The 14470-nt window shown below is 65.8% G+C and carries 14 protein-coding genes; 4 read left to right on the top strand and 10 right to left on the bottom strand.

Annotation, left to right across the window (positions count from 1 at the left end; all coding sequences use genetic code 11):
* The first annotated feature begins 8 nt into the window (after positions 1-8).
* The 4 genes from ASG69_RS03930 to ASG69_RS03915 all read left to right on the top strand — a co-directional run bounded on the left by ASG69_RS03930 (position 9) and on the right by ASG69_RS03915 (position 4647).
* A complete protein-coding gene (locus ASG69_RS03930) occupies positions 9-1328 on the top strand; it encodes an oxidoreductase (protein ID WP_056449208.1) in 1320 nt (439 codons plus the stop codon).
* Between the two features lie 218 nt (positions 1329-1546).
* Positions 1547-2761, top strand: a complete 1215-nt coding sequence (locus tag ASG69_RS03925; RefSeq protein WP_056449205.1) for an FAD-dependent oxidoreductase — start codon at positions 1547-1549, stop codon at positions 2759-2761.
* A 445-nt stretch (positions 2762-3206) separates the two neighbouring features.
* On the top strand, positions 3207-3737 hold the full coding sequence (locus ASG69_RS03920; protein ID WP_235578844.1) for a hypothetical protein: 531 nt from the start codon (positions 3207-3209) through the stop codon (positions 3735-3737).
* A complete protein-coding gene (locus ASG69_RS03915) occupies positions 3724-4647 on the top strand; it encodes a LysR family transcriptional regulator (protein ID WP_056449198.1) in 924 nt (307 codons plus the stop codon). The genes ASG69_RS03920 and ASG69_RS03915 overlap by 14 nt, the downstream gene beginning before the upstream one ends.
* Before the next feature lie 4 nt (positions 4648-4651).
* Here ASG69_RS03915 and ASG69_RS03910 read toward each other — a convergent pair whose 3' ends face one another.
* The 10 genes from ASG69_RS03910 to ASG69_RS03865 all read right to left on the bottom strand — a co-directional run bounded on the left by ASG69_RS03910 (position 4652) and on the right by ASG69_RS03865 (position 14439).
* On the bottom strand, positions 4652-5521 hold the full coding sequence (locus tag ASG69_RS03910) for a dioxygenase family protein (protein WP_056449195.1): 870 nt from the start codon (positions 5519-5521) through the stop codon (positions 4652-4654).
* 9 nt (positions 5522-5530) lie between these two features.
* Positions 5531-6601, bottom strand: a complete 1071-nt coding sequence (locus tag ASG69_RS03905; RefSeq protein WP_056449192.1) for a maleylacetate reductase — start codon at positions 6599-6601, stop codon at positions 5531-5533.
* Positions 6598-7305, bottom strand: a complete 708-nt coding sequence (locus ASG69_RS03900; protein WP_056449190.1) for an alpha/beta fold hydrolase — start codon at positions 7303-7305, stop codon at positions 6598-6600. Before ASG69_RS03900 ends, ASG69_RS03905 begins: the two co-directional genes overlap by 4 nt.
* On the bottom strand, positions 7302-8099 hold the full coding sequence (locus tag ASG69_RS03895; RefSeq protein ID WP_056449187.1) for an SDR family NAD(P)-dependent oxidoreductase: 798 nt from the start codon (positions 8097-8099) through the stop codon (positions 7302-7304). The genes ASG69_RS03900 and ASG69_RS03895 overlap by 4 nt, the downstream gene beginning before the upstream one ends.
* 50 nt (positions 8100-8149) lie before the next feature.
* Complete coding sequence (locus tag ASG69_RS03890; RefSeq protein ID WP_056070631.1) at positions 8150-9355, bottom strand: VOC family protein; 1206 nt, start codon at positions 9353-9355, stop codon at positions 8150-8152.
* Between the two features lie 2 nt (positions 9356-9357).
* Positions 9358-10374 (bottom strand): fumarylacetoacetate hydrolase family protein, encoded by a 1017-nt coding sequence (locus ASG69_RS03885; RefSeq protein ID WP_056449184.1) that lies wholly within the window; start codon positions 10372-10374, stop codon positions 9358-9360.
* 40 nt (positions 10375-10414) lie between these two features.
* Positions 10415-10807: a nuclear transport factor 2 family protein gene (locus tag ASG69_RS03880; RefSeq protein WP_042574437.1), complete on the bottom strand. Its 393-nt coding sequence runs from the start codon at positions 10805-10807 to the stop codon at positions 10415-10417.
* Positions 10804-12282, bottom strand: coding sequence for an aldehyde dehydrogenase (locus ASG69_RS03875; protein ID WP_056449181.1), 1479 nt, complete (start codon positions 12280-12282; stop codon positions 10804-10806). The genes ASG69_RS03880 and ASG69_RS03875 overlap by 4 nt, the downstream gene beginning before the upstream one ends.
* A 155-nt stretch (positions 12283-12437) precedes the next feature.
* Positions 12438-13277, bottom strand: a complete 840-nt coding sequence (locus tag ASG69_RS03870; RefSeq protein WP_056449490.1) for an HpcH/HpaI aldolase/citrate lyase family protein — start codon at positions 13275-13277, stop codon at positions 12438-12440.
* 1 nt (position 13278) lies between these two features.
* Entirely contained in the window at positions 13279-14439 is a 1161-nt protein-coding gene (locus tag ASG69_RS03865) for a CaiB/BaiF CoA transferase family protein (protein ID WP_056449178.1), read from the bottom strand.
* Positions 14440-14470 lie beyond the last annotated feature (31 nt).

Below are 14470 nucleotides of genomic sequence, written 5' to 3'. Positions count from 1 at the left end.
GACTCACGATGAACGACATCGCTCCCTACGGTTCGCTGTTCACTCCCTTCCACATCAATCGATTGAGAGTCGCCAATCGGATCATCATGGGCCCCATGGCGGTTCTGCAACCTCACGCCGACGGCACGCCGAGCGACCAGACGCGGGCGTTTCTCACAGAACGCGCTCGAGGCGGTGTCGGCATGATCATCGTCGGCGGTTCCGCCGCAACCGCACGCGGCGTCGCGGAAGCGCCGTTCTCACCACTCCTGCGGTTCGACAACGACAGCACCGTCCCCCCGTTACGGCGGGTGACCGACGCTGTTCACGAACACGAAACTCCCATCGTCGCGCAGATCTTCTCCGGCTTCGGACGGATGGGGAACCCCGGCCCCGGGCGACCCATCCTCGCTGCGAGCGCCAGAAACGTCCACATGAGCGAGGACCATCTTCCTCCCGGCCTCTTCATTCCGGGAGGCCGCGTCACGCCCACTCCCGAGGAGGCCACCGAGCGGGACATCGCACAGGTTCAGCGCGACGTGGTCGCAGCAGCGGCCAGAGCGCGATCCGCCGGCTTCGACGGCATCGAGATCGCCGCGCACATGTGCTACTTCTACTCATCGTTCCTGTCGCCGTTGAGCAACCGACGGACGGACCAGTACGGAGGCGATGCCGCCAACCGCGCTCGCATCCTCGTCGACGTCCTGCGAGCACTGCGATCCGAACTCGGATCCGACTATCCCATCGGCCTGCGTATGAGCGTAAACGACCATATGCAGGGCGGACAGGGACCAGAGGGATTCGCCGATGTCGCAGCAGAAGTCGCACGTGCCGGTATCGACTACATCGCCATGACCGACGGCAATTACGAGTCGATGGACATCAACGTCCCGTCCGAGTCCGGCACCATGTTGGAGCACGGCGAACCCGCGATATTCCGATCGAAGGTCGGAGACGTTCCACTCTTCCTCAGCAGTACCTATGACCCGCGCATGGGTGCTGCCGCGATCGAGTCGGGACAAGCAGATGCGCTGATGCTGGCGCGTCAACTACTCGCAGACCCCGCCTTCGCCGACAAGCTGAAGCACGGGCGGGAGGACGAGATCGTGTGGTGCGACCACCAGAACTCGTGTCTCCGTCGCCTCATCCTCAATGTTCCGGTCAGGTGTCACCAGAATCCGACCATGGGTCGCGAAGCTCGTGAGCCAGGACAGCGACCGCCCTTCTCCCGCGTGCTACGTCGGCCGGTGGAGGACGCGGTCATCGGCCTCGCCGGATCGACGCGAGTGATGGGAATCGCGAGCAAATTGGCCGCCAAGAAGGGCGCGCGCGCGAGACGACAAGAATAAACACGGTTCGAGCACCCCCACTACCTACACCGGCGGCTTCTCATATCGTCGCCGACCGATGATGCCTACCTGACCTCGTGTTCCAGTGGGGATGTTGCGTCGTGAGATGGGAATTCCTCCGCACGCGCGCAGCGCACGAAACCGACACATTCCGCGACTGACATCCAAAATTCGATCTATTCTTCAGTCGGACTCGGCAAAATTTGAAAGGAACATTCATGGAATCACACAAAGGGCGCGTAGCGATCATCGGGGCCGGGCCGGCGGGCCTTGCGTCCGCGCTCGCACTCACCAGGCAGGGATTCGAAGTTGCCCTGTTCGAGCGCCATCGAGAAATCAAAGCCGCTGGCAATATCTTGAATCTGTGGCCGGCACCGCAGAAGGTCCTGCAGGTCCTTGGCGTGGACACCGTCGATCTCGGGGCTGCCTCGCTCACGCAGTTGCAACGATTCGACGGACACAAGCGTGCCGATTTCATCATTCCCTCGGACATCGTCGAGAAGTATCAGGGCGGTTTCATCGGCTTACTCCGCTGGGGCCTGTACAAAAGAATGATCGATGCGCTCCCGAACGGCGTTCTACACCTCGACAGCAGGATGTCGGGTTTCGTGGACGACGGTAACGGCGTGACAGTCCACTTCGACAACGGTTCCGAGTATCGAGCCGACCTTCTGATCGGAGCCGACGGAATCGAATCCAAGGTGCGCGCGTGCCTCTGGGGTGACGAGCCGATCAGACACCACAGACTGCATCTTCTGGGCGGCTTCTTCTTCACTGACGAACCGATCGGCACACGAGGCGTATTCTCCCACGACCGGAAGACCCAAGGTAGCTGGACCCCGATTCGTCATGAGGGAAAAAACGGCTACGAGTGGTGGGTCCTCGAAGCGTGGAATCCCGCGCAGAAATTCGAGGCCGATGTCAAAGAATATGCGAAAAAGAAAGTTGGCCACTTCGCCGAACCGCTGCCGTCATTCATCGCACGTACTGAGAGTAAGCACACTCACAGGTGGGAGATTCGCGATCGAGTCCCCCGGTCACAATGGTCGAGAGGGCGCGTCACGTTGGTAGGAGACGCCGCCCATCCCACGAGTCCGTATGCGGCCTATGGAGCAGGCATGTCCATCGAAGACGGCTACTTCCTCGGCTGCGCTCTGGCAGACACCGACGTGTCCGACACGCGCGCCGTGTCGGAGGCTCTCCAACGGTTCGAGGACGGCAGGAAGCCGCACACCTCGAAGGTGACGCAGGACGCGTATCACGCAGGCAAATTGTTCCACCACATGCCGCGAGTCTTGCGGCCGGTGAGAGATTGGTTGTTCGATCACACTCCCCTGGCCCAGAAAACTCAAGGAGATAGTTGGCCGCGACACGTTCGTGCCCAGTTGGATGCGATCGAAGATCCCGAACCGGGCGCGCTGCGGTCGTTGTGACCTTCCGGGCCACCGGCGACGTTTCCACAAATACTGGAACTGACGATGTCTTAGTCCTTGTGAAGAGGAGACGATTGTCGCCGACGGCACGGTTGTCAGACGGATAACTCGCTCGGCCGGTACCGATTTCGATCGTCGACGAATCAACGATCGAGCTGGCTCTCGGCCGGAGCGCTCGACCCACACGCCGAGTGGTCGAGCGCTCCGAGAGCAGTCGACTGCGACGTCAGGGCTGGTCATGTCATCACCTCATGATCCAGCAGCGCCCGAACCTGAGGACTTCTCATGATGGCCGAGAATTCCGCCATCCAAGCACGCACGAGTCAGGAAGATCCCCGTACGACGGCTCATCCGCCTCGACCGGATCGCGTCCATACCATTCCAGTATGGTCGCCTGTGAAAGTTAGACCAGGTCAGGGAGTGTGATCGCTGCAACACTGGACGCATGTCCCACCCCTCCCGCACCACGAACCCGCCTCGGTGGGCAGATCCGTCGGTGACTGCTCGACGCCCGAGACGTCTGCACGTCGCGCTCGACACACAGCCGACAGGCTCCGCGGTCCACCGTGTCCGCGCCACCGACCTGCGCCGCGCAGCAGCGATGCACGACGACCTGAGCGATCCGGCCGGCGCCGTGATCGCGGTGCTGGACGTCGAGTTCCTGATCGCGCCGACTGCTCGAGCCGCACGAATCGAGTACCGGAACCGTGGACTCGATGCGGACGATGCCACGACCGTTCGGTATGTCGGTACCCCCGGAGGGCTCGCCGGACTCATCGCCGACATCGGCGCGGCAGGCGTCGCCGACGGGGTGGTACTCGTCGGTCTGGACGACGGAGACTCCGTCGAATTACTCTCGTCCACAACGCTTCCTCGACTTCTGCGGGACGGTATCGTGGACGCCGACACCGCGTCGACACTGCGTGCCGCGGTCGACGTCACTGCGAGAGAGAGCGCGTCACATGGAGGTTCGTGAGCTGGAATGGTTCGTCGTGCTGGCGCGGACCGAGAACGTGACCAATGCGGCGGTTCAGCTCCACGTCAGCCAGCCGACGCTGTCGAGAGCACTTGCTCGTATCGAGCGCCAACTGGGCGTGAAGCTGTTCGACCGCAACCAGAATCGTCTGCGTCTCAACAAGTACGGTGAGATCTACCGCGCTCACGCCGAGCGAGCGATGAAGGAACTCTCCCAGGGCGAGGAGCGCATCCGCACTCTCGTCGATCCTCAGCGCGGTGTCGTGTCACTGGGATTCCTGCACTCGTTCGGTGCCTGGCTGGTCCCGTCACTACTCGATCGGTACCACGTCGAGGCGCCCCTCACGTCCTTCGAGTTGGAGGGTGGCGCCGCGGATTCCATCGTCGAGGCCGTGCGCTCCGGACGGATCGACGTCGGCTTCGTCGCTCCCCGACCCATCGCCGAGGATCTCACGTGGGTTCCACTGGGTCGCGAGCTGCTGTGTCTCGAAGTTCCGCCCGGCGACGAGTTCGCCGATCGCAGCGAGATCTCCATCGCGGAGATCTCCCGCCGGCCCATGATCGCTCTCGGGCCGAGTTACGGTCTGCGACACGTGGTCGACAGATTGTTCGACGATGCCGGTTGCACACCGTCGATCAGCATCGAGGCCACCGAACTGTCCACACTTCGCGCGTTGGTGCGGCACGGCAGCGGAATCGCCATCGTGCCGGTTCCGCGTGCGGATCAGCGGTCGTCGACGATCACCATCCCGATCACCGACGCCGACGCATTCCGTTTCTACGGGGTGATCACACGCAACGACGGCCCCACCGGGAGTGCCGCGCGGGCATTCCTCGACTTCGTGACCGGGTCGTACGACGAATCGACGCTCGACGAGAAGATCGAGTTCTCTCCGCTGCCCACGACCTGACCGCTCAGACGGCCGGCGCGAGAACGATGTCGAACACCACCTCGCTCCAGGTCCGCACCGAACGGCCGTCGGGGGTCGGCGTGTCCTCGTGCCGGACGAACGTCTTGATCAGCGAGTCCTTGACGCCGAACACTGCGTCCTCCCAGCCGATCTCGTCGCCGTCGACGAAGATGTGCGTGACCAACCGTCGATACCCCTCGGCGGTCACCATGAAGTGAAGGTGACTGGCCCGCATCGGGGAACGGCCCACCGCCGCGAGCATCGACCCGACCGGGCCGTCGTGCGGTATGGGATACGGAGTCGGCGTCAGACCCCAGAATCGGAACGCACCGTCGTCGTCGGAGTAGAGGTGCGCCCGTGCGGCCGAACGATCGTCGCCGTACTGAACGTCGTACAGGCCGTCCTCGTCCGCCTCCCACACCTCCAGACGTGCACCCGCGATCGGCGAACCGTCGGTTCCCCGCACGGTCCCGACGACCCAGCACGGCTCCCCCACAGCGCCGAATGCCATGTCGCCGCCGAGTTCGATCTGCGGCGCACCGTCCACGAAGAACGGTCCGAACACGGTCGCTTCGGTCGCATCGTCCACGGGCGGGTTGTTCATCCCGATCACCTGCATGGAGAGCCCCAGAACATCGGACAGCAGGATGAACTCCTGTCGAGTGTCCGTGCATGTCTGCCCTGTCCTGGTGAGGAAGTCGATCATCGTGTTCCACTCGGTCTCCGTGAGCCTGAGCTCGCGGGCCGCGGCGTGAACATGGCGGGTCACCGTCTGCATGATCTGCCGTAACCGGTCGTCGGGTGCTCCGTCGAAGGACCGCACCACGGTGTCGACGAGCATCTGCTCGCGTTCTGTCTGTACATCGTCGGACATGGTTGCTCCTCAGTAGTCGCGGCGTCCCACAGGGGCACCTGCCCACGCAGCGGCGATGAGCCCGCGCAGCGTCGATGCGTCGACCGGGCGCGGAGTGGACGGTGGTACGAGTGCCGCGACCCGCGTTGCAGCATCGTCGATGCCGCCCTCCGGCATACCGAGTTCCCGCAACGATCCGACCACACCGAGCTCCTCGCGCAGGGCGAACAGGCCGGATGCGGCGTCGGGGCCGCCCACCGCGTGTGACACGCGACTGGCGGCATCCGGAACCGCCGGTGCGAACAGATCCATGACATACGGAAGCACGACGGCGTGCGTCTCCGCATGGGACAGAGAAAAAGCACCACCGAGCACATGGCAGATCTTGTGATGCAGTCCGCTTCCCGCCGACGCGAAGGCGACGGCCGCCAGATACGCGCCGTACAGCGTGCGCTCGAGTGCATCGAGATTGTCCGCGTCGGCGGCGATCCCACGGAGCCCTGGAACCAGTGCCCGGATCCCCTCGGTCCCCAGCGCGGTGTTGATCGGGTCGGCGCGGGGCGCCCAGAAGCCGTCCACCGCGTGCGCGAGGGCATTGAGCCCCGACGCCACGGCCAGGTCGGTGGGCAGCGTCGCGAACAATTCGGCGTCGTAGACGACTGTCCGAGGAAGTACAGCCGGACTCGACCCGGTCGTCTTACGATCGCCCTCCGTCTGCCCCCACACGTCGGTCGCCTCGGATCCGGCGAATGTCGTCGGAACCGCGACGATCGGTGTCCCGGTGTCGCGACCGACGTACTTGGCAAGTCCGGTGGCGGACCCTCCCCCGATGGAGACCACCACATCGGCGTTCTCGCTCCGGGCGAGCGCCACGGCTGCGTCGCCGTGTTCCACGGGTACGTGCTGCACGATCTCGCCGATCCTGGCGACCACAGGGATCCGCGTCGCCACCGCGTCCGCCACCGCCGCCACCGAGGCGTCGGCGACGAGCAGAACTCGAGCGCCGGACAGTGCGGCAACAGCGGCCTCCACGTTGTCGACGACGTGACCGTGCTGGAACAACACGCGCTGCGCGAGAGTGGTGTGGTCGAAGGCCATCATGTTCGGGCCACCGAGTGGGTCAGCGCGGCATGCCAGCGAGCGAGGTTCGCGGCGACGGATTCCGGTGCTTCGAGCGTCGACAGATGACCCACGCCGGCGAGCACGACCAATTCGGCGCCCGGAACAAGGTCGGTGACCTCACGACCCAGGTCACTCGGTGTGATGGCGTCGTCGGTGCCGGCGATCACCAGGGTGGGCACGGTGAGAGACGACAGTTCGTCCCGACGATCGTGTCGGGTCATCACGGCGACCTGCTGGGCGACGAGGACGTCCTCCCCCAGGTCGCGTGCCATCGTCGCGGCGAGATCGGCGACCTCCGGCCGACGGGGTGCTACAGCACCGGACATCGCGGTCACCGCCTCGTCGAAGCGTCCCCCGCGCACCATCTCGATGATGCGACGAGAGTTCTCCCGACGCCCGGCGTCCGCTGCGATCGCAGACGAGTTCAGCAGAGCCAGGCCGTGCACCCGAGGTGACATCCGGAGCGCTATCTCCAGGGCTACATAGCTTCCCATCGAGTTCCCCGCGACGGCGAACCGTGGGGGGCATTGCTCGAGGACGCTGTCCGCCATCGCCGAGATCGATGATCCTTCTCCGCGAACCACGACCGTCTCGATCGAGTCCGCCAGCAGGTCGGCGACGGGCTGCCAGAGACGTTCGTCCGACCCGAGTGCGGGGACGAAGACGAGCGGGAGTGCTGTCATGTCGCTGCTCCGTCGACAGCCAATATGCATCCCGAGGTGAAGCCCGCGTGCTCGGACACCAGATAGACCACCGCTTCGGCTATCTCCGACCCGGTTCCGGTGCGGCCCAGCGGTATCGCTGCACGAGTGGCCGCCTGCGCATCGGCCGGCAGCGCCTCGAAGATGTCCCGGACCCGACCGGCGTCCGGCAGCACGAGCCCTGGCGACACGGCGTTGACCGTGATGCCGGTGGTCCCGAGATCCTTGGCCAATTGCTTGGTGAAACCGTTCACCGCCGCTTTGCTCGCCGCGTAGGGCAGCCGAGCGCCCACCGTGCCGGACGGCCCGGACAGTCCCTTCGCCACTGCCGAGGAGAAGTTGACGATGCGGCCGTAGTCGTGCCGGAGCATGAGCTGCACCGCTTCTCGGCTGCAGAGGAACGCACTGGTGAGATTGTTGTCCACCACCCTGCGCCACACGTCCACCCCGAGATCCGCGAGCGAGCGCACCGGGTCCGTGCCGCTACCTCCCGCAGTGTTGACCAGGGCGTCGAGTCGGCCGAAGCGTTCGTCGATCTGCTGGAACGCCGCCACGACGGCCGCCTCGTCCGCGAGATCGGCGACGACGGTGATGACCTCGATGCCGGGGTGTAGCTCCTCGATGTGGGCTCGGGTGTTCTTCAGGCCCGTGTCCTGCAGGTCGAGGAGAGCGAGTGAGAAGCCCGCTCTCGCCAGACGTTCGGCGATCTCGGCTCCCAGGCCCTGTGCTGCGCCGCTGACGGCGGCGACGCGGGTGACGGTGGTGTGGTCGGACACGGATCTCCTATGACGTGATGTGAACGGACGGGTTCGCCGAGAAGCGGACATCAGCCGAGCGGACCCCAGAAGGTCTCGCCGCCGTATGTGTCGGACATCGGCTCCAGGGTCTCGGGCCACACGCCGGCCTCCACCACACGACGACCCGACTGCGGACGCACGGCACCGTCCCAGCCGACCTGCTCCATGTAGTAGTAGAGCTGCATGACGTGTCCGTCCGGTGACACCGCGTGCAGGACGTAGTCGATGCCGGGGTGGATCTCCGGCGGGAGGTCGACGAGCTTCACGCCCCTGCCCTCCAGGAAAGTCCGTGCGGCCCGCAGCTGCTCGTACGATCCCACCTGGACACCGAAGGCGAGCAGCGTCGTTTCGTCACCCAACCCGAGCGGTTCGCGTGCCTCCACCGGGAACAGAGCGATGCTGTGGTGCTCGGTGTTGGCACGCAGGAAAACGGCGCGATGGCCGAGTACCGACGTCTCCTCGGACACGACGAGGCCGAGCGTCTCGGTGTAGAAGCGCACAGCGGCATCGAGATCGGAGACGAAGATGCTCACGGGGCCGATGCGTACGGGCTTGAACGGACGGGACAACAGCACGCCCCCCACGTCGTGCGTCTTGGGGAGAGTGTCGACCCACCGGTGTCCCGAGGTCAGATCGATGCCGGCCTTCTCCGCATCGTCGAGCTCGGTTCCCTCCGAGCGGGTGGGCAGCGCCGGATGCTCGTTCGCCCACGGCCACATGATCTCCGGCTTGCTGACCCCGTCCCAACCGACCTGCTCGATGCCGTACTCGAGTTCGTTCGTGTGACCCGTCGGATCCGGGAAGTAGGTGTGCCAGTTGGACCCCGGATCGCGCCCGTACCGGTCGACCTTCGAGCCCTGCTCCTCGAGCCACAGACGTGCCTCGACGACCTCGCGCAGCGAACCGACCTGCCATGTGATCTGGTTGACCGTGATGTCGTCCCGAGCCGGGCTCTCGTTCTTGTCCACCCAGGCCCGCGGCATGAGCACGAGGGTGTGATGGTCGCTGTTGTGGCGCAGGAAGTAGATGCGGGTGTCCGGGAGACCGTCGAGCCAGGGTCCCGGGTCGTACTTGTTCAGGTCGAGCATGTCGGCCACCACGAATCCGAGAAGGTCGCGGTAGAACGCTACGGCGTCACCTGTGTCGGCGACGCTGATTCCGAAGTGGTTGAGCCGGCGGATCTTGAAGGGGCGGTCGTACGTCACTCCGCCGACGGAGTATTTCTTCGCGGCCACGACTAGTGCCCCTTCCGCGTTCCGGTGACGGTGTTGGTGATGGAACCCAGTGCAGTCGAGCTGATCTCGACGACGTCGCCGGGGTTCAGGAACTTGGAATCGTCGTCGAAGCCGCCGTCCGCGTTCTTGGTGCTCGAGTCGACGGCGGTGCCCTTCGGGGTGCCGCCGCTGATGAGATCTCCCGGGAACAGGGTGGAGTCACGGGAGAGGTACTCCCCCAACGCGGCGAACGAGTGGATCATGGATTTGGTACTACCGCTCTGCCGGACCTCACCGTTGACGCGTGCCTCGACGGGAATGTCCTGCGCATCCAGTCCCTCGTCGACGACGATCCACGGACCGACGCTCGCCGCACCGTCGAAGTTCTTCGAATACTGGAAGTCCGGTCCGAAGGAGATGTTGTCTCGGATCGACCAGTCGTTGACCAGGGTGTAGCCGTAGATGTACCGGTCGAAATCCGCTGCGGCGATGTCCTTCCCGCGCCGACCCAGGACCACGGCGACCTCGGCCTCGTAGTCCAGCAAGTCGGTGCGGGCGGGGTAGGACAGATCGTCACCGTCCGCAGACACCACTCGGGGATCCTTGATGAAGTACTTGGGCCCACCCGACACCAATCGGTCGAGGGTCGCCTTGTCGGTTCCACTCGACGTGTTGTTCGCTGCCGCCTGCATGTGGTCCGCGAAATTGGCCAGCGCGGCGAAGATGCGCGACGGGCTCTCGATCGGCGCGTGCAGCGTGACCTCGCCGAGGTCGAATACCAGTTGCTCCCCGTCGACTCCCCTCGTATCAGGTCGCTCGGCGAGGTGATCGAGTGCCGCGCGGGCACCGGCCAACGCGCTGTCCCCCTGCTCGATGAACGAATTCAGGTCCGACGGGACTTCGTGATCCGCTCGTGCCGATGCCCGTGGGCTCGGCTCCTTCTCCGTCAGGTAGGCGATATAGGCCGCATGGAGGTCGACGACAGTGCCGTCGACGACGGCTCCCACGCGGCGGTGCGGTCCGAAAACTGCGATCTTCATGAATCTCCCTGTAGTGGTGAGTGAGTCAGTGGTGACCGAGTCACGTCGTCGGTGCGGAGGGATCGACCCCGACGTCGTCGAGCAGGCGTCCTCCGGCGGGTGTGAGGCTGTAGATCGCCAGAGAGGTGATCAGTCCGTCGCGCACCGTGAAGAAGTCGCCGAGGACGACGACATTGCCGTTCACGTCGAGGTCTATCTCCACGGCGACGTCGTCGCCGTCGACCAGCAGACGACGCGGCGACGGACGCATCGTGGTGGTGCCGTTCAGCCCACCCTCGTACATCCGCCCGATAGCTGCGGATCCGGTCAGGGTGCCGGCGGCGTTGCTCAGCACCGCGTCGGGTGCGAAGAGCGCGGTCACTGCGCCGGCGTCGCCGGCGGTGACCCCGGCGAAGTATGCGGTCACGACATCGGCCGGCGACTGGCCGCTCATGCGTCGAGGTAGCGCGTCGAAGCGTAGACCGACTGGTACTCCAGATACGCGTTGATCCCCTCGGGACCGAGTTCGCGTCCGAGGCCGGAATCCTTGAACCCGCCGAACGGTGCACCGAGATCCAGTGTGTAGTAGTTCAAACCGATCGTCCCGGTGCGCACCTGACGGGCTACCGCCAACGCCCGGTCTTCGTCGGCGCTCCACACCGAACCGCCCAGCCCGTAGTTGCTGTCGTTGGCCATCCGAACGGCGTCGGCGTCGTCCTCGAACGGGATCAGTGCCATCACGGGGCCGAACACCTCTTCGCGCGCCAGGCGATCGCCGTTGTCGACGTCCGCGAAGACCGTCGGCTGCACGAACCAGCCGCGGTCGAGATGTGCAGGACGGTCGCCGCCCGCGACGAGGCGTGCACCGGAGTTCTTGGCGATGTCGATGTAGCCCAACACCTTGTCGCGATGGCCGCTGGTAGCCATCGGGCCCATCGTGGTGGCGGCGTCCAGGGGATCACCGAGCACGTAGGAGTCGGCGAAGTGTCCGATGGCCTCGACGACCTCCTCGTACCGCGACCGGGCGACGAGGATCCGCGACTGTGTGGTGCAGGTCTGGCTGTTGTTGAGGAACGACGCGTTGTCCAGACCCGCGAGCACCGTGTCGATGTCGGCGTCCTCGAGGACGATCGCGGCGGACTTGCCACCGAGCTCCAGCGTCGACCGCCGAAGCAGTCGTCCGCACTCCTGACCGATGATGCGTCCGGCCTCGGTGGAACCGGTGAACGCGATCTTGTCGACCAGCGGGTGCGACACCAGTGCGGCACCCGCGTCACGGTCGCCCAGGACGATGTTCAGGACACCCGCCGGGAGGCCGGCCTCGAGGGCCGCATCGGCGAAAACATAGGAATCCAGGGCAGTTTCGGGCGAGGGCTTGAGAACGACGGTGCATCCTGCGGCCAGAGCGGGCGCGATCTTGAACATCGCGAGCGCCTGCGGGAAGTTCCACGGCGCGATCGCGCCGACAACACCGACAGGGAGACGACGGACGATGGTCGAACCCGCCTGGCTCGGTCGCACCGACTCGAGCGGAAGCGCCTCCACGATGTCGGCGTACATCCGCAGCAACGCTCCGGGCGCACCGCCGTTGAGTGCGTGCGACAGACCGAGAATCATGCCGTTCTCGCGGCTGACCAGGGTGGCCGTGTCTCCGGCTCGCGCGTCCAGGGCGTCGGCGAAGGCGCGCAACACGGTGGCGCGCTCGGCCGCGGTGGTGCGGCCCCACGGGCCTTCGTCCAGTGCCCGACGGGCCGCGCGGACGGCGCGATCGATGTCGGCCTCGCCGGCGAGGGCAGCGACGCCGAGGCGTTCACCGGTGGCTGCCTCGATCTGGTCCCGCAGCTCGATCCGCACGGGATCGACCCACTCGCCGTCGATGAAGAAGCGGGTGCGATCCAGACTGCTCGGCCTGTCGACGGTGACGGACATCAGGGATTCTCCTCGGTACTCGGAACGAAGGGCGACGACCGTGGAGTGAGACTCCGGTCACTGTCGAGTCTGTTCGCCGGCACACAGTCGCTGCAATGCCAGGATGTTCCCGGCCACCATGCTTGCGGCGTATCACTGCAGTTCCGACGCTCGCGCTATCCGGCCGAAGACGGCGCGGAACCCACGCCGGCGGAGTGTAGGACGCGGTGAGCGCGAGCAAGCACTGGCGCGTCCACCATGAACCCGTCGACCTTCACGGCAGCCCCCGACATAGCAGCCGCGACGATCCTGCGCGCGGCCTCCACCTGATCGTCGGAGGGCGCGAACGCGCGCCTGGCCGGGTCGACCTGCGACGGATGAATCAACAGTTTGCCGCCCATACCCATCTCCTGCGCGTGCCTGATGTCGTCGGTGAGAGCACTCACGTCGCCGAGCGCTGTGGTGACGCCGTCGACCGGCGGTGGTTTGCCGCCCAATCTCGATGCCAGGACCAACCGGGACCGGGCGTGCATCATCGCCGCCCGAGACGGTTCGGCGCCGAGATCGACGGCGTAGTCCAGGTGGCCGAACGCCAGCCGCGCCACGTCCGGGTCGCGTGCGAGAGCAGCCGCGCAGTCCAGGCCCGCGGCCGTCTCGACCAGCGCGACGGCCTGTCCGCGCACGCTCCGCTCGATTCCGGCCCAGTCCACGGTGACGTCCGCCTTCGGAACCATCACGCTGCACAGGCCCGCGACGTCGGACAGAGCTTCGATGTCGTCGTGGTGGTGATCGCTCGTGACCGCATTGACCCGGACACAGCCGATTCCGCCCTCCGACAGCCAACGCACCACGTGTATGCGCGCTGCGGCTTTCGCCTCCTCTGCCACGGCGTCCTCGAGATCGAGGATGACCATGTCGGCGCCGGCGCGCGCGGCTTTGTCGAACCGCTCGGGGCGATCTCCGGGAACGAAGAGGAACGTGGAGGCGTGGTGGACCGACGGTCGATCGGGCCGCACGTCACGCACCGGTGGCGACCGGTGACGCAATGCCGAACTCCGCGAGCACGGCATCGGTGTGCTGGCCGACCTCGGGAATTGCGCCCATGACCGGCGCCGCGTCCGACATCGTGACCGGCGGTACCAGCGCACGCAGCGGACCGGCCGGCGAATCGTAGGTCCGCCACCGATCTCGGGCGGCGAGCTGCGGGTGCGCCGCGAGACCGTCCATCGTGCGCAGCAGCGCGTTGGCGATACCCGCCTGCTCCAACTTCTCCGCCACCGATTCCGCGGTGTGGGCGGCGAATACGGCCTCGATGGCACTGCGCAGCTCTGCGTTGTTCTCGACCCGGCTCGAGTTGCGGACGAACCGCGGGTCCTGCGCCAGCGCGGGGGCATCGAGGATGACGTCGCAGAACGTCGCCCATTCGCGCTCGTTCTGGATACCCAGGAATACCTCGTTCGCGTCGCCACAGGTGAAGGGCCCGTACGGGGCGATCGCCGCGTGCCTGGCGCCGGTCCTCGACGGGGACGATCCGCCGTACATGGCGTAGTTGAGGGGAAACCCCATCCACTCGGCGAGCGCCTCGAGCATGGACACCTCGATGGTGGCGCCCTCACCTGTGCGGTCGCGGCGGATCACCGCGGTCAGGACGCCGGAGTAGGCGTACATCCCGGATGCAATGTCCGCGATGGAGATTCCGACTTTCGACGGCTCGTCCTGCGTTCCGGTGATCGAGACGAGACCGGCCTCGCACTGCACGAGCAGGTCGTACGCCTTCTTCGACGAGTACGGTCCGCCGCGTCCGTACCCGGAGATCGAGACATGGATGAGCCGGGGGTGGCGGGCACGCAGGTCCTCGGCACCGAGCCCCAGCCGCTCGGCAGCACCCGGGGCGAGGTTCTGCACGAAGATGTCGGCCTGACCGACGAGCGCGTGGACCGCCGCACGCCCCTCGTCCGACTTGAGGTCGAGCGCCACGGATTCCTTCGAACGATTCAGCCACACGAAGTGACTGGCCAGCCCGTGCACGGTCTCGTCGTAGCCACGGGCGAAGTCGCCCACGCCGGGTCGCTCGATCTTGATGACGCGGGCGCCGAGATCAGCGAGCTGCCGCGTGGCGAAGGGCGCGGCGACGGCCTGTTCCAACGACACGATCGTGAGTCCGTCGAGAGGATTCATGGTGGTACACCTTCGTTTCGGGTGGTAGTCG

The organism is Rhodococcus sp. Leaf225 (genome assembly GCF_001426145.1).
Lineage (GTDB): Bacteria > Actinomycetota > Actinomycetes > Mycobacteriales > Mycobacteriaceae > Rhodococcoides.
This window is presented reverse-complemented; position numbering and strand designations above follow the sequence as displayed.